Genomic DNA, 18,618 nt, shown 5'->3' with positions numbered 1-18,618 from the left:
AGGTTTTGGATAAAATATAATTTAAACATTAATGAGTGTAGTAGTTAGTTAGATTACTATTTGCCCTTTCATATATTTTTAAAATTGGTATGTAGAGAAATCACAGTACAATTTTTTTCATAATTTTCAGCTTCAAAGCAATTAATACAAGCAAAATAAAATTTTGGAAAAGTAGATATTTAATGCTTTATCATCCTTATATTTTCTATATTTTGACTACTTTCTTCTTGTGGCAAAAATTTTCAGCTTTAAGGCAATTGTATAATCTCTCCATTTTCAGCTAGTGTTTTATTTTTACAAACCTAACAATGTTTATTGGAATGAATAATACAGAAAATACTTTAATATTGAAACTCTATACCTTCTCTTTATCAATTTTTGTTAATAATGTCTATTTAGTTAACTTGGTTGGAAATGTCTTTAATTATTTATGTGCCTTGGATTTCTAAAAAAGAAGAATTTCTATCATTTTATCCATTTATATATTTAATTACTAGAATGATTCTTCCATTTAATGGATTTATTAAGAGACCCTTGGTCTTATAGATTCTTTCCTTCTGAACTTGCAATTTTCTTAATTGGCAGTCTAAGTATTTTATATTTCTACTAATTAAAGAATTAAATGAAGAAAAGTCTTGACTTAGTCAATTACTCTATATTAATGATTATTACTTTTACATTTATCTGAATAGCATATCAATTAAAACAATTACTTTGTTTATTTGCTCTATACTTTAGGAAAGATATTTGACGTAACCAAAAATCATAAGTTAGATAAATTAATTGCTTTATTCTCTTGCTCAACATATTGTTATCATTTTGTCTTGTATATTAGCTGCTATTTCATATTGGGCTAATAATAAGAAATTTCTTAACGTTAGTTACTTGAAAAAGATACATTAATTTATCTTTAAAATTTAAAACTATGCTATATTACATAAATAAAATTCTGTCAAACAATAAAATACAAGCTGTTACCTTAGTGCTAATCGGGCTTGGTATTGTTACTGTTCTCACATCATATAATATAGACGATCCTTCTTTTAACTCGGTCACAACAGAGTATCCTAGTAATTTAGTCGGAATTTTTGGCTCTTATTTATCAGATTTTTTATATCAATTTTTTGGATTAGCTGCTTTTATCATACCGCTTGCCTGCTTTGTTTGGGGGAGAAATTGTTGGTATGGACGATATCGTACATCATTTATACGTGTGTTTGTAATGTTGTTGGCCCTCTTAAGCAGTAGCATATTATTATCTAATCTCAAACTAGAATTCATGCCGACAAATGCAGGCGGAGCTATTGGAATAATAGCCTTTAATTTCTTTGCGCGATTTACAAATCAACTTTACTTATTATTAATATTTTTTACCTTTATTATATTAGTCTTTTTACTTGAAATTAAATTTACTTCTTTAAGTAATTTTATTATTAAGCTAGGCCAATTTTTGGCCTACCGGATACAATCTTTTTTACATGATGTATTGTCATGGTTGTCCTCAGTAAGATTATTTCCTAATAAGAATAATGATAAGTTAAATATAACTTTTTCTTACCAAAAATCTGTGAGTGAAAAAGTAAAATTCGTTGAAGACAATAAATCTGTACCTGTAAATCCTATAAAATTCTTTAGCAAACCACCTGCTTCTAAAATACTCCAAAGTGAAATATCAGAATTGCCACCTATTTCGTTATTATGTGATCCTGAGAACCGTCATGTACAAGGGGCTTCTTCCTCAGAGCTTAAACAAAAAGCTGAAGAGTTATTAACAGTATTGAATGATTTTGGTGTTAAGGGACAAATTATTAATATAAACCAAGGACCGGTAGTAACTCAATATGAATTTGAACCGGCAGCAGGTACTAAAACTTCGAGAGTAGTAGGTTTATCAGACGATATAGCACGCTCATTATCTGCTTTATCAACAAGGATAGCAGTAATACCGGGGAAAAATGTACTTGGTATTGAACTTCCTAATAAGCAACGTGAATTCTTCTGTTTAAAAGAACTTATAGAGACGTCTGAATATCAAGATAAATCAATTTTATTGCCACTAGTCTTGGGTAAAGATTTGGCAGGTAAGCCGCTGATTGCTGACCTTGCTAAGATGCCTCACTTGCTTGTTGCAGGAACCACCGGTTCAGGTAAATCGGTTGGGATTAACGCCATGATCGTCTCGCTGTTATATCGTTATACTCCTGAAGAATGCCGCTTTATTATGATTGATCCAAAAATGCTTGAGTTATCAGCTTATGATGGAATACCGCATTTGCTAACTCCGGTGGTAACCGAGCCTTCTAAGGCAGTAGTTGCTCTTAAGTGGGCAGTGAAGGAAATGGAAAACCGCTATAGAATGATGAGTAATATCGGTGTTAAAAACATCGCAGGTTATAATGCAAAAATCTTAGAGGCGATTAAAGAAAATAGAGTAATTGAGCGTTCGATTCAAACGGGTTTTGATACTGAAACCGGCAAGCCTATTTACAAAACCGTTACAATGAATACGGAAAAACTACCTTACATAGTGGTAATTGTTGATGAGATGGCTGATTTAATGTTAGTTGCAGGTAAGGATATTGAAATGTTGATTCAAAGGCTTGCTCAAATGGCAAGAGCGGCAGGTATCCATATTATTATGGCAACGCAAAGACCTTCGGTAGATGTTATCACCGGCATCATTAAAGCCAATTTTCCAAGCCGTATTAGCTTTAAAGTTACTTCTAAAATCGATAGCCGCACGATTTTAGGTGAGCAAGGTTCCGAGCAGTTACTCGGTATTGGTGATATGCTATTTATGGGGAACGCTTCAAAGATAAGTAGGGTACACGGACCATTTGTTAATGAAGCCGAAATTGAGAAAATTACAGAATATTTGAAAGAAACCGGTACACCTGAATATATATCAGCCGTTACCGAGCAGTTTGAGGAAGACGACATTAGCATTGATATTAGTGACGGTACACCTGATGAAGTACTTTACAAAAAAGCCGTGCAGATAGTACGTGATGAGCGGAAATCATCCATTAGTTATATCCAAAGATCACTTAGAATCGGTTATAACAAAGCTGCCAATTTAGTTGAAAAAATGGAAAAAGAAGGGATAGTCTCACCACCGAACCATACCGGTAAGAGAGAAATATTATTGCCTGAGAGATAGGGGCTTGTGTTATCTCGCGATTAATTTGTGGGATAACATCGAACATGCTTTCCACAAAACAATGCAATCCCTATTACAACACTTGTTATTAACATTATTATTAATGTATTTTTAATAATTGCCGCTGAAATATATTAATGATGTAGATAATCTATGACTGTTCTAAATTCCTTTAAACCATTTATTCATACTGTAAAAAATTAAAAAATATTTTAAGCCTGCTCAATATAATAATTCTTATATAGAAAAGCATATAAAAACCTTAATTGCACCGGAAATTAATTCTAATAGTGATATAATATCTTGGCGTCTAAAAGCAACATTTGCATTCAAACATTAGTCAAAGCTTTAATGGATAAAGGACTAATATTTTGATACAACTCCTTTAAATTTAGCTGTAGAACAAAAAATATCTAATCAGCAAAAGTATTAATTAGCAAAGAGCAAAGGTGCTAAATTTGAAGCGCATACGGCTCTAAGGTTTTTGATTTCACTATTGATTCTGAAGATGTGAGATTAATAGGGTCTGTAGTAAATCATACGCTAAGCAGTAAAAACACTAAGCAACACACTCTTCTAGAAAGAGTAACGCAAATTTATGACAAGTATCAATACCTAAAACTAGTAAAATTTTTTATTAAAGACTATGTAGAATGTGATAAAATTTTAGGACAAAAGCTTTACAAAAAGTAATATATGAGTGATTATAGTAGACACTTTAAATATAATATTGACTGCAAAGATCATTAGGATATCTTGCTCTGCAATAATGCTAAAAAGCTAACTGTGGTGAGGAATTAATACGGCTTTTAATTTGAACACATTACTGATATTAATTATCGTGATAAATTAGGGTCAACTTTCCTCCATTGGGCAGCAAATAATCATCATACTCTAGTTACAAAAGCTACAAAATTACAGCTTGTAGTCAATACTGATTTTTATATTCCGGATTATTTAGAGCAGGTTCCCTTAAGCCTAGCTAAATAATTATGGATATGATAATATTATGGATATTCTAGGAGCGGTTATTCATAGCATCTTTAAAAATGCTCCGATGTTATGCAGTGATCAAGCCTTCTAGGCTACAAACATTCAGTATATCATTTCCCAGAAAGTGGTGTTGCAAGGCTTGATTTTTCCGTTGTTGCCATGTGGCTGTGGCCTGACCAAAGGGGGGCCAGAAAAATAACTTAGAACGCGTATTGTTTAGCATTTTTAACTGGATTCTGTGGTCAGGTCAAGTCATGGGATGACACCGATAATTTAAATAATGCTACATTGTACCTGTCTTATCCACTATGCAATAATGTCACAAATTCATATCAAATTTTGTAAAAATATCATTTATTAATTGTTAATTATATAGACATATTTAAAAAGTTACTTTAAAATCAGGACAATTTATAAGTTATTTAATTTTTATTAGGTTTTCTGATATGACGAATGTTTTTCCAAAACTATTTCAAAAAGTAATTCAAAAAGGTCTTAAAACTGCTTTATTCACCACCTCAACTGCAGCATTAATGATGAGTAGTAGCGGGGCATTGGGTATTGCCGAATATGGTGTTATTTCTACTAATAATGCAGCATTTAGTGATAATGCTGATACCAATCTTTGGCATGGTATAACGAATGCAGGAGCAGATAATAATAATCCTGTTAATGGACCTCAAAATGGTGATGCATTTACTTTCGGTGGTAATCATATAATCACTGCAGATGAAGTTGACCGTATTATTCAGGCTATAAATGTTGCAGATACTCATCCTGAAGGCCTAATAATCAATGCAAATACCAAAGTAGGTTCTATTATTACAAACAATAACTTTTTAGATGTTAGTATTAAGGCCAATAAAAACTTAACTTTAACCGGCACAGCTGCAGTTGACCGAAAACATGGTTTTAATGCTGCTGCTAATATTTATACCGGTTTAAAACATGTAATTTTGGAGCAAAATTCTGAATTAACCATTCACTCTAGTACGCCTGCACTGATAACCATTTTGGGAGATATATATGGAGAAGAAGGTATAGTAACTGTCAATACAGATACTAAAATTGATGGTACAATAGGTAATGATGATCCATTAGCTAAAATAAGCGTTGGGAAAGCTATACTTGCTCTTAGAGGAGATGTAGTAAAAGCTAATGCAATAAATTTAACGGATAATGCATCAAGATTGACATTTACAAATCCTGTAGTAGTAACCGGAGCAATAGATAATACAGGTAATGCTAATAATGGTGTGGTGACCTTTGCCGGTAATAGTACAGTGACTGGCAATATAGGTAATACAAATGCCTTAGCAACATTGGATGTAGAAGCAGGCTTAGTACAATTAAAAGGAGATGTAGTAAAAGCTAATGCAATAAATTTAACGGATAATGCATCAAGATTGACATTTACAAATCCTGTAGTAGTAACCGGAGCAATAGATAATACAGGTAATGCTAATAATGGTGTAGTGACCTTTGCCGGTAATAGTACAGTAACTGGCAATATAGGTAATACAAATGCCTTAGCAACATTGGATGTAGGAGCAGGCTTAGTACAATTAAAAGGAGATGTAGTAAAAGCTAATGCAATAAATTTAACGGATAATGCATCAAGATTGACATTTACAAATCCTGTAGTAGTAACTGGAGTAATAGATAATACAGGTAATGCTAATAATGGTGTGGTGACCTTTGCCGGTAATAGTACAGTAACTGGCAATATAGGTAATACAAATGCCTTAGCAACATTAGATGTAGGAGCAGGCTTAGTACAATTAAAAGGAGATGTAGTAAAAGCTAATGCAATAAATTTAACGGATAATGCATCAAGATTGACATTTACAAATCCTGTAGTAGTAACCGGAGCAATAGATAATACAGGTAATGCTAATAATGGTGTGGTGACCTTTGCCGGTAATAGTACAGTAACTGGCAATATAGGTAATACAAATGCCTTAGCAACATTAGATGTAGGAGCAGGCTTAGTACAATTAAAAGGAGATGTAGTAAAAGCTAATGCAATAAATTTAACGGATAATGCATCAAAATTGACATTTACAAATCCTGTAGTAGTAACTGGAGTAATAGATAATACAGGTAATGCTAATAATGGTGTGGTGACCTTTGCCGGTAATAGTACAGTGACTGGCAATATAGGTAATACAAATGCCTTAGCAACATTGGATGTAGAAGCAGGCTTAGTACAATTAAAAGGAGATGTAGTAAAAGCTAATGCAATAAATTTAACGGATAATGCATCAAAATTGACATTTACAAATCCTGTAGTAGTAACCGGAGCAATAGATAATACAGGTAATGCTAATAATGGTGTGGTGACCTTTGCCGGTAATAGTACAGTAACTGGCAATATAGGTAATACAAATGCCTTAGCAATATTGGATGTAGGAGCAGGCTTAGTACAATTAAAAGGAGATGTAGTAAAAGCTAATGCAATAAATTTAACGGATAATGCATCAAAATTGACATTTACAAATCCTGTAGTAGTAACTGGAGTAATAGATAATACAGGTAATGCTAATAATGGTGTGGTGACCTTTGCCGGTAATAGTACAGTAACTGGCAATATAGGTAATACAAATGCCTTAGCAATATTGGATGTAGGAGCAGGCTTAGTACAATTAAAAGGAGATGTAGTAAAAGCTAATGCAATAAATTTAACGGATAATGCATCAAAATTGACATTTACAAATCCTGTAGTAGTAACCGGAGCAATAGATAATACAGGTAATGCTAATAATGGTGTGGTGACCTTTGCCGGTAATAGTACAGTAACTGGCAATATAGGTAATACAAATGCCTTAGCAACATTGGATGTAGGAGCAGGCTTAGTACAATTAAAAGGAGATGTAGTAAAAGCTAATGCAATAAATTTAACGGATAATGCATCAAAATTGACATTTACAAATCCTGTAGTAGTAACCGGAGCAATAGATAATACAGGTAATGCTAATAATGGTGTGGTGACCTTTGCCGGTAATAGTACAGTAACTGGCAATATAGGTAATACAAATGCCTTAGCAACATTGGATGTAGGAGCAGGCTTAGTACAATTAAAAGGAGATGTAGTAAAAGCTAATGCAATAAATTTAACGGATAATGCATCAAGATTGACATTTACAAATCCTGTAGTAGTAACCGGAGCAATAGATAATACAGGTAATGCTAATAATGGTGTGGTGACCTTTGCCGGTAATAGTACAGTAACTGGCAATATAGGTAATACAAATGCCTTAGCAACATTGGATGTAGGAGCAGGCTTAGTACAATTAAAAGGAGATGTAGTAAAAGCTAATGCAATAAATTTAACGGATAATGCATCAAGATTGACATTTACAAATCCTGTAGTAGTAACCGGAGCAATAGATAATACAGGTAATGCTAATAATGGTGTAGTGACCTTTGCCGGTAATAGTACAGTAACTGGCAATATAGGTAATACAAATGCCTTAGCAACATTGGATGTAGGAGCAGGCTTAGTACAATTAAAAGGAGATGTAGTAAAAGCTAATGCAATAAATTTAACGGATAATGCATCAAGATTGACATTTACAAATCCTGTAGTAGTAACCGGAGCAATAGATAATACAGGTAATGCTAATAATGGTGTAGTGACCTTTGCCGGTAATAGTACAGTAACTGGCAATATAGGTAATACAAATGCCTTAGCAACATTGGATGTAGGAGCAGGCTTAGTACAATTAAAAGGAGATGTAGTAAAAGCTAATGCAATAAATTTAACGGATAATGCATCAAGATTGACATTTACAAATCCTGTAGTAGTAACCGGAGCAATAGATAATACAGGTAATGCTAATAATGGTGTAGTGACCTTTGCCGGTAATAGTACAGTAACTGGCAATATAGGTAATACAAATGCCTTAGCAATATTGGATGTAGGAGCAGGCTTAGTACAATTAAAAGGAGATGTAGTAAAAGCTAATGCAATAAATTTAACGGATAATGCATCAAGATTGACATTTACAAATCCTGTAGTAGTAACCGGAGCAATAGATAATACAGGTAATGCTAATAATGGTGTAGTGACCTTTGCCGGTAATAGTACAGTAACTGGCAATATAGGTAATACAAATGCCTTAGCAACATTGGATGTAGGAGCAGGCTTAGTACAATTAAAAGGAGATGTAGTAAAAGCTAATGCAATAAATTTAACGGATAATGCATCAAGATTGACATTTACAAATCCTGTAGTAGTAACCGGAGCAATAGATAATACAGGTAATGCTAATAATGGTGTGGTGACCTTTGCCGGTAATAGTACAGTAACTGGCAATATAGGTAATACAAATGCCTTAGCAATATTGGATGTAGGAGCAGGCTTAGTACAATTAAAAGGAGATGTAGTAAAAGCTAATGCAATAAATTTAACGGATAATGCATCAAAATTGACATTTACAAATCCTGTAGTAGTAACCGGAGCAATAGATAATACAGGTAATGCTAATAATGGTGTGGTGACCTTTGCCGGTAATAGTACAGTGACTGGCAATATAGGTAATACAAATGCCTTAGCAATATTGGATGTAGGAGCAGGCTTAGTACAATTAAAAGGAGATGTAGTAAAAGCTAATGCAATAAATTTAACGGATAATGCATCAAGATTGACATTTACAAATCCTGTAGTAGTAACCGGAGCAATAGATAATACAGGTAATGCTAATAATGGTGTGGTGACCTTTGCCGGTAATAGTACAGTAACTGGCAATATAGGTAATACAAATGCCTTAGCAACATTGGATGTAGGAGCAGGCTTAGTACAATTAAAAGGAGATGTAGTAAAAGCTAATGCAATAAATTTAACGGATAATGCATCAAGATTGACATTTACAAATCCTGTAGTAGTAACTGGAGCAATAGATAATACAGGTAATGCTAATAATGGTGTAGTGACCTTTGCCGGTAATAGTACAGTAACTGGCAATATAGGTAATACAAACGCCTTAGAAACATTAAATGTAGGAGCAGGAGCAACATTACAAGCTGGAGGAAGCATAGCTGCAAATAATATAGATTTTGGAGTCGGTGGTACATTAGAGTTTAACGGTCCTGATGGTCCAATTTATAATTTAACCAGTGTTATAGTAAACGGTAATAATGGTACACTTAATATTAATGCTGCAAGTACAGTGATGGCACATGATGCTAGTATTGGTGAAGTTGCACTAATTGACATTCAAAATGATAAGAATTTTGGAATAGATGTTAAGAACGCAGATGTTAATTTATTAAACGGTCAGGTGATTAGTTTTAAAGGAGCAAATTCAAGTCTTTTATTACTTAACAATAGTATTATAGATGATAGAGTTATAACGCTTAAAAATGATTTGCCTGCATTTGCAACCGGTGGTGGTAATTTAACTCTTATTAGTGCAACAAAACTTATAACCTTACAAGGTGATGGTGGAGCTAAAGCAATAGGTACGGGAGGCAATGAATTAGGATCATTAAGTATTTTTGGTAATGTAGCATTTAATAATATAGATACTACAAATGTTATTGAATTTAATATCCTAAGTAATACAAAGTTTATTGATGTAGGCAGTACTACTAACCAAATTAATAGAATAAATATAGGAGCTGCAAATACAATATTTGCTGCTGGTGAAGGTTCTTATACTATTGATACAGAAGGTGCTAATGCAATAAATATTTTAGCCAATGGTCAGACTATTAATTTTGCACATGAAGATGCTGAATTAGTATTACAAAATAGTGCAGCTGGTAACGGTAGGATAACATTAAATGCTATACTTGACCCTTTTGCTCCGAATAAAGGTAAAATTGTGGTAAATTCAGAAGTTGCGGGTGGAAAAATAATACTTGCAAGTGTTGATGGTGCTACTTACGGTACTAAAGTAAATAGGTTAAAAGAATTAGAATTTAAAGGAAACGGAACAATCCAAGTAGATACGGATATATTTGCTAACAATTTAGCATTATCAGTACCGGCAATTAATTATAATAAGGATATCAATGCTAATTTAACATTTAAAGCTAATACTGTTTTAACTCAGAACGGCAATATTAACGGCAATGTAGATTTTAATAATCACGCAGCAGCTATAACACTCGGTATAGGTCAAAATATCAATGGTAGCGTTACAAGTAGCAACGGAGTTAACGGTACGATAATTGCAAGTGGTGCTAGCACTATTAAAGGAGCTATTACAAATCTCGCTATGTTAAAAGTAGGTGCGGGTAATGTAACTATAACCACAGGAGGTAATACTAGTATCAATGAAATCCAAGGTAACGGTATGGGGATGTTAACAATGCCAGCTATTAACTTAATAGGTGGTATAAATAAAACCGGGGGTCAAACGTTAAAGTTGAACTTTAATGGTGGTGGTAGTGTTAGCGATGTTGTCGGTAATGCAAATAGTCCGGTAGGTGATATTACCACCGCAGGCACAATGCGTTTTGCAAGCAGTGTTAACGCAAAAGGTACTGCAACATTTAGTGGTACTACCAGTTTTGCTGATATGTTTACTAATACAGGGCCAGTGATTTTAGGCAAAGGTTTTACCTATAATTTTGCTAAAGATGTAACGGCGACGAGCTTTCAAGCTGATGGTGCTACTATGAATTTTGGTAATAACCTATCGTTTAACAGTGCTATAACAGGTAGCGGTACTACTATTACCTTAGGAGCAAATCAAGTAATCTATAAAGGATCAGGTGATTTTACCGATACATTAACCTTAAATACTATTTTTGACGGGGCAGTTAAGTCAGGCGGTAATATCTTAATAAAATCGGGTAGTACTCTTGATTTATCGGGGGTTTCAACTTTAGCACTTGTTGTTACTGCTACTAATTTTGATATTAATAATATAGATCCAAATACAAAATATACAGTAATATATGCAGAAACAGCTGGTGGTTTAAAGCCTGCTCCCGCAGATAATGTTAAAATAACTATTAACAATGAAAACCGTTTTGTTGACTTTACTTTTGATGCATCGTCTTTAACTTTATTTGCAGAAGACATATCTGGAGCAGTGATAGAAAAAGATTTTACAGGGGTTACTCAAAGATCGCTTGAAATAATGGCACAAGCACAAAACGGTTCAGATGCACGTCAGGCTCTCAATAATGACTTTGGGTGTATGACAAATTCACAGGTAGTAGAAGCTGTAAGTCATCTAATACAAGATGTTGTAAAACCTAGCGATACTATAGCTAATGTTAATAATCAAATTATAACAAGTAATATATCAAGTAGTTTAATTAATCTAAATGCTAGAATTGATGAACTACAGCCGGCTTCCATATCTGCAGGTGATGAGGATAGAGATGCTAAGTTTGGTGCGTGGATAACCCCATTTGTCGGTAATGCAACGCAAAAGATGTCTAATAATGTAAGTGGTTATAAGTCTGATACAACTGGTGGCACTATAGGTTTTGACGGTTTAGTTAGCGATGATTTAATGTTAGGGATTGCATATACAAGGGCTGATACCGATATCAAACTGAAAAATAATAAGACAGGCGATAAGAATAAAGTACAGACTAACATCTATTCTTTATACAGTTTATATAACTTGCCTTATGAAAATTTCTTTGTTGAAGCTATAACAGCTTACTCGGATAATACAATAAGAAGTAAATCAAGACGTATTGCAGCGGCAGTGAATACTGTTGCTTATCAAACTGCAAGCGGTAAGTATAAATCTGAAAGTTATGTAGGTCAGTTAATGGCAGGCTATACTTATGTAATGCCTGAGAACATTAATCTAACACCAGTAGCAGGGCTTAGATACTTAGCTATCAAAGATAAAGGATATAAAGAAACCGGAGCTACTTACCAAAATCTTATCATTAAAGGAAAGACCTATAACAGTTTTGATGGAATGTTAGGAGCGAAACTATCAAGTAATATCAATGTCAGTGATGTAGTGCTAAAACCTGAGCTTTACGCAATGGTTGATTATGCATTTAGGAATAAAGTGCCAGCTATTGATGCAAGATTACAAGGTATGGCACAACCATTCCCGACTAATAGTCTCAAACAGAACAAAATAAGCTTTGATGTTGGCATTGGTGTTACTGCTAAGTACAAAATGATGGAATACAGCATTAACTACGATACAAATATCGGAAGTAAGTATTTCGCACAGCAAGGTAGTGTAAAAGTTCGTGTAAACTTCTAATTAACTATTCTATGTTACAGAGAAAACCTATATAGTTTTTGACTATATAGGTTTTTTTGCTTTATAATATGGCTTTTAGATGTAATAGTTTAAAAATCTAGAAGTGAGTGTTGCAGCGTAGCTTACTACGGGGCCTATGAAAATAACTTTAAAATACTAATAATACTTGATTCCGTGGTCAAGCCACGGGATGGTATAGTGAGTCTTAAATAAAAAATTATGTTAGATAGTATTAGAAAAACTGCCGATAGTTTTATAATGCGGTGTTTATTCGGAATGATTGCTTTTGCTTTTATTGTCTTTGGTATTAAAGATGTATTAAATGGAGGAAGAGGTGGCGATATTGTTACTTTTTCTCATGCAAAAAATATATCTCAAGCAGATTTTTTGCAAGCAAAATCTTTGGAAATTAATTCTATAAATAAGCAAACTGGAACAAGTTTAACCGATGAAGAAATAGCGCAGTTAAATATTGATAACCGAATCCTAAAAAGGCTTATTTATAATAATGTTTTAGATTATTTAGTTAGTTATTATGACTTAGATCTAAGTGATGATACAGTTAAAATTTTAGTTAAAGCATCACCAGTTTTTAAAAATGAGCAAGGTGTTTTTGATATTAAAATTTTTAAAACTTATTTTAGAAATTCTTATATGGATGAAGAAAAATATTTATTAAATTTCAAAGAAAAAGCTTTAAAAAATATTTTTGTTGGTATTTTTGCAGAAAGTTTCTATATTCCTAAAGCTATGACTGAAAATATAGTAGATTATATGGCTGAAAAAAGAGAAGTAGAATTAGTACAAATAGATTTACAAAATAAACCGAAAGATTTACAAATTCCTACTCCTACCGATCAGCAATTAAAGGATTTTTATCAAGATAATAAAACCTCGTTTGAAGTACCTGAGAAACGCAGCTTTTCTTATATTAAAGCTAATATCAAGGATCTAAAAGTCTCAGTTACTCAAGATGAATTGTTAGAATTTTATAATGAAAATAAAGATGAATTTGGAAATCAAAGTTTTGAAACGGTACAAAAACAATTATATGATTTATTAAAGGCTCAAAAAATCGATATACTTAATATGGAGTTTGCTAAAAAGCTGGAAGATGAGACGGTAGCCGGTGCTAGCTTGATTGACATTGCTGAAAAATATAAGCTACCGATACACAACGTTAATTATGTCAGTTATGCAGAGCTTATTGAAGATGAAATAATTGCCGGAAATGCTGATAGTATTTTTGAACTTTCGGAAGGAGAATTATCTTATCCTATAGAAGCAGAAGATAAAAGCTATCTTATGTTGGTGGAATTAAAATCAATTCAGCCGACAAAAATACCTGAATTTGATAGTATTAAAGAGCAGGTAAATAAAGTTTGGATAAAACAGCATATAGCAGATGTAAACTTAAACATTATTAAAGATTTAGCAAAGGAATATAATTCAGATCAAGAGAATATAAAAGAATTTAAAGCTACCGGAATAAAAATAAGTAAAAAAAATTATATTAGATCCGAAATAGAAAATGAACTCTCATTAACTCCTGAGATATTATTATCAATTTTTAACACTAAAATAGGAAGTAATACACCTGTGTTTCAGGTAGGCGATGAAGTATATTTTGCACATATTAAATCTAGAAGCATAGATGAATTAACAGCTAAAAATATTCGTTTCAATTCAGAAAAAAGTATAATATATAATATTAAAAATTCTATAATTGATGAGTTAATTAACTATGCAATTATTCAGAATGATATGCGGGTAAATGCTAATTTTAGTAAGTAGTGAAAAGTGTCTCTTATGTTATTCTCGTGAAAGAGTGAATCCAGCTTTCTCTATTGTCATTATGCGACTTGGTTGTGGGAATTCAGACTTTATTTTTTTTGGATACCTTGGTGGTCAAGCCATAGTATAATACTCATTTCTAGGTTTTTGTTTTCGCAGGAATGTAGTAGCTATATAATAAGCCACGTATTATAAACGAAAAAATAAAACTATGTGCTTTAAAGATTTGCTAGAATTTTTAAAATTTTTAGAAAAAAATGGTGAATTAAAGCGTATTTCTACCGAAGTTAAAACTGATTTAGAAATTACCGAAATTAGTAGAAGAGTATTAGCACAAGGTGGACCTGCCTTACTTTTTGAAAATGTTATAAAAACCGATGGCACTAAATCCGATATACCTGTTCTAACTAATCTTTATGCTAGCATAAAGCGTATTTGCATGGGACTAAAGTTTCAGAATGTTAAGGAATTAAGAGAGCTTGGTGTTTTACTAGCATTTTTAAAACAGCCGCAACCTCCGGCATCTTTAAAAGAAACATTGTCAATGTTACCACTTGCTAAGCGTATATTTGCTATGTCTCCTAAAACTATATCAAAAGCATCTTGTCATGAAGTCATTATTGACAAACCGAATATCAATATATTACCGATTCAAAGATGTTGGCCTGATGATATTTCACCTTTAATTACTTGGGGGATAGTAGTTACTAAAGGTCCAACTAAAGATAAAATTAGACCTATTTTCAAATTGGCTTATAGAGAGGAATTTAAAGGAGATACGAAACTCAGTACCAAATCATGTATGGATATACGTAAGGATGCGAGTATCGGGTCAACGTATACATTACCTCTAGAGGTAGAGTTTGGGAATAGGTCTATTGATAATTATAATCTTGGAATATATCGCATGCAGGTTATTTCAGAAAATAAGCTATTGATGCGTTGGCTTAAATTACGTGGTGGATCAATGCATCATAAACGTTGGAGGGAAGCAACACAAGAACCATTTCCTGCTGCTATTGTTATCGGAGCAAATCCAGCAGTAACTTTGGCAGCGGTTACGCCTATACCTGACAATATTTCAGAATATAATTTTGCTGGTTTACTTGGTAATGAAAAAGTAGAGTTAGTACAATGTAAAACTATTGACTTAAAAGTACCGGCACATAGTGAAATAGTGCTGGAAGGCTATGTAAGTTTAGAGGAATATTTGCCTGAAGGTCCTTTTGGTGATCATACCGGATATTATAATGATGTTGAAGAATTTCCGGTATTTATCGTAACGGCAATAACAATGAAGAAAAATCCTGTGTATTTAAGTACCTATACAGGTAAGCCGCCTGATGAGCCGTCAATACTCGGTGAAGCATTAAATGAAATTTTTATTCCTATCTTGCAGCAACAATTCCCTGAAATAGTTGATTTTTGGCTTCCACCTGAAGGATGTTCATATAGAATTGCAGTAGTATCGATTAAAAAATCTTATTCTGGTCATGCTAAAAGAATAATGCTTGGTATTTGGTCTTATCTGCGGCAATTTATGTATAGTAAGTTTATTATTGTTGTAGATGATGATATTGATGTTCGTAATTGGCAAGCAGTAATTTGGGCAATAGCAACAAGAAGTGATCCAAGGCGTGATACGACTTTTATAGATAATGCTCCGATAGATTATTTGGATTTTGCATCACCACAGTCAGGCCTTGGTAGTAAAATGGGCATAGATGCAACAGATAAAATATACCCTGAAACAAATAGAAAATGGGGTACAAAAATAGAAATGAGTCAGGAAGTTATAGACAAGATTGATAATATTTGGGATAGTTTAAAAATATAAGCTTTTTTTTATATGCTATTCTGCAACTTGATAACTGGGTCCAGTGTTTTTTAATTATTTTTTGGATACCGTGGTCAAGCTACAGTGTGATACACCTGATTTTGATACTGGAACTCAATATGTATAATATCCAACACGATACGATAATTATTTCAAAGAAATTGCCTATAAGTAATCAAGAACTTATTTTACATTTCATGCAAGGTAGAGGGATTATGATTCCTAGAAGCCTAATTGATAATTATAGCCATCTTTAATGGTAAAACATTTTAGGTTAATCCTAAATTTTGTAGGATTAATGTTGAGTATATTGATAAATTAAGAGAGCTTACAGCGAATAACTTTACAAAATTTCTTAGTAGTCTGGTAAAAGATGTATTTTATTCAGATTATTTAGATAAAAGATTTAAAGATTCTTTGTGGTAATGCTTAATGAATAAACTATCAAATGATCTTAAGCAACATTTAGAGTTTGCAACTAAACATTTTATAAGATATATTCACCTGCGAATTTTACCTTTTGTAATCCAAAAGTTTTACGTGAATTAAAAAGCAGAAATCTAGTACAAGGACTAGAAAAGTTCTTATGAGATATAAAAAGTTTCGGATATATTCGATACTGAAACTACTGATAGATCAGCATTTAAACTTGTGGGAATATTGCGGTAACGCAAGGAAAAATTATATTTCAAAGTGATTTAATTTGGACGGTTTTTATCAATAATTATTTACTTGGTAAAAAACAATGCATTTTGATTTGCTGCTATATTGGAATATTGATTCCAACCAACATATATATTGTATAATAACTTTCTAAAAGAGTTTAATACTTTAGAGATACTTAAAACAAAAATAGATTTTGGAAAAGTTGATTGTAATTCTTTTTTTGTATTAGCAAAAGAAGATCATATAGCTCCATGGCGTTCAATTATATGATGAAATTATTAAATGAACATAAGATTTTTTTTGTCTCACAGATTCAAGGTATGTAGCAGGCATGGTCCTCCGACTAGTGCTAAAAATTATCGGCTTAATGATGACTTAAATTTAAGTAGTCATGAGTGGTTTATGAAAGCTAAGGAATATAAAGATTCATGGTGGAATTGTTGGCTTGTAAAAATAATGATAATAAGTTAGTAGATTCTTTAGATTATCAGAATCTAAAGGTTATTGAAGCAGTTCTAGGATAGTGATTGTACAAAATAATATGTTGTTGCGTGGATTGGTAAATAATCTTTAATGTTATTTCCACAAAGGCAGGAATGACATCGTGTTCCACATGCAACAAATTCTTTAGTTGCTTGCAATGACGATTTGTAAGTCTACAGGCAATTTCTAAAATGGAAATAAGTCATGAAGAGAAAAAATGCTAAGTTTACAGAAATAAGTATTGTCTTTATCTTGGGAGTTGTTTTAGGTATTTATAGCCAGCATTTGGATTATTTTACTAATCTAATAAACCAAAAATTATTAGTTTCATCTGCTCCACAAATCAAGCATTACAATATTTCAGAGCTTTCAAGAAGGAAAGTTAGTACATGTTTTACCCCGCCTGCCGGTTGTACTAAGTTTATAGCCAATCAGATAGATAGAGCTGAAGAGTCTATTTATATGCAGGCATACGGTATGAGTGATACATTGATTACTACTGCACTTATTAATGCACAAGCACGAGGAGTAAAAGTGAGAATATTGCTTGATCGTAGTAATTTAAAGCAGAAATTTTCTAAGTTACGTGCATTACAACGAGCAAAAATTGATGTAGGTATAGATAAAGTATCAGGAATCGCTCATAATAAAGTTATAATTATCGATAAAAAGAAAGTAATAACCGGTTCGTTTAATTTCACAGCTGCTGCTGATAAACGTAATGCTGAAAATGTAATTCTTATAGAAGATCAGGAACTAGCAGAGTCTTATTTACAAAATTGGTTAAGCAGAAAAGCAAGTAATTAAAGGGTAATTTCTACTATGTCATACCGAAGCTTGATCACAGTACCTTATAAAAAGGTACTGTGATCAAGCTTCGGTATGACCGTTTTAGTTATTTTTTAAGCAGATTTCTTATTAAAGTTTTTTTGTACTTGTTCTGTAATGTGCTGCATTATTATGAGCATGATGAACATTCTCGACAATATGCTTATTTGCGGCTTCTAATATTTTGGTTGAAGATTCAGCTATATTATCCAGTTGCTTAGCATTTGTCTATAGATGTTCCATAAATATAAACATTTTTGATGACATTCACTAACTTAGTTTGAAATTTTTAGAATTTGCTGCTTCTTTAGTAGTATTTTAAATAGTATTAACATTATTTTGTATAATCTCGGAATTTTTCTTAAGACAAGATTGCATGCTTTCCTTAGCAATTTGGTTAGTTATTACAAGAATATTCATAGTTCTTTGCATTGTACTTGTTGAATGCAAGGTCTATAGGGATATTTTGCAGAGAACTCATATAAAATTCCAAATTCATATAGGGCTTCATTAAATCTAAAAATTGTGTATTATCATTATACATTCTCCTAAAATAAATATAAATTTTGTGAATATTTTACTTAAGAAGTTGTGTTGCCTTTATGTTTTTTTATATGTCACGTGATGTAAACATAAAAACCATTGATTCATGCTAATAT

At 32.5% G+C, this 18,618-nt stretch carries 6 protein-coding genes and 3 pseudogenes; 8 read left to right on the top strand and 1 reads right to left on the bottom strand.

All coding sequences use genetic code 11. From position 1 onward, the window contains the following. Positions 1 to 925: 925 nt before the first annotated feature. The 8 genes and pseudogenes from AAGW17_RS01200 to pld all read left to right on the top strand — a co-directional run bounded on the left by AAGW17_RS01200 (position 926) and on the right by pld (position 17,938). Positions 926 to 3,160 carry an FtsK/SpoIIIE family DNA translocase gene (locus AAGW17_RS01200; RefSeq protein WP_347939123.1) on the top strand — a complete coding sequence of 745 codons (2,235 nt, stop codon included), beginning with the start codon at positions 926 to 928 and terminating at the stop codon, positions 3,158 to 3,160. Between the two features lie 1,439 nt (positions 3,161 to 4,599). After that, complete coding sequence (locus AAGW17_RS01195; protein WP_347939122.1) at positions 4,600 to 12,351, top strand: autotransporter outer membrane beta-barrel domain-containing protein; 7,752 nt, start codon at positions 4,600 to 4,602, stop codon at positions 12,349 to 12,351. 219 nt (positions 12,352 to 12,570) lie between these two features. Next, positions 12,571 to 14,145 carry a SurA N-terminal domain-containing protein gene (locus AAGW17_RS01190; protein WP_347939121.1) on the top strand — a complete coding sequence of 525 codons (1,575 nt, stop codon included), beginning with the start codon at positions 12,571 to 12,573 and terminating at the stop codon, positions 14,143 to 14,145. A gap of 211 nt (positions 14,146 to 14,356) precedes the next feature. Beyond that, positions 14,357 to 14,875, top strand: a pseudogene (locus tag AAGW17_RS01185) (UbiD family decarboxylase domain-containing protein); the annotation flags it as partial. A gap of 147 nt (positions 14,876 to 15,022) precedes the next feature. After that, positions 15,023 to 15,982 (top strand): annotated as a pseudogene (locus AAGW17_RS01175) (UbiD family decarboxylase); the annotation flags it as partial. 798 nt (positions 15,983 to 16,780) lie between these two features. After that, a complete protein-coding gene (locus AAGW17_RS01170; RefSeq protein ID WP_347939120.1) occupies positions 16,781 to 16,918 on the top strand; it encodes a hypothetical protein in 138 nt (45 codons plus the stop codon). A gap of 12 nt (positions 16,919 to 16,930) precedes the next feature. Then, a complete protein-coding gene (locus AAGW17_RS01165; RefSeq protein ID WP_347939437.1) occupies positions 16,931 to 17,119 on the top strand; it encodes a hypothetical protein in 189 nt (62 codons plus the stop codon). Positions 17,120 to 17,335: 216 nt separating this feature from the next. Next, positions 17,336 to 17,938, top strand: a complete 603-nt coding sequence (pld, locus tag AAGW17_RS01160) for a phospholipase D (RefSeq protein WP_347939119.1) — start codon at positions 17,336 to 17,338, stop codon at positions 17,936 to 17,938. 221 nt (positions 17,939 to 18,159) lie between these two features. Here pld and AAGW17_RS01155 read toward each other — a convergent pair. Continuing rightward, positions 18,160 to 18,470 (bottom strand): annotated as a pseudogene (locus AAGW17_RS01155) (phasin family protein). Between the last annotated feature and the right edge of the window lie 148 nt (positions 18,471 to 18,618).

The organism is Rickettsia sp. Oklahoma-10, from assembly GCF_039954865.1.
GTDB classification, from domain to species: Bacteria; Pseudomonadota; Alphaproteobacteria; order Rickettsiales; family Rickettsiaceae; genus Rickettsia; species Rickettsia oklahomensis.
Note: the sequence above shows the minus strand (reverse complement) of the source record. Positions and strands in the feature narration are given on the sequence as shown.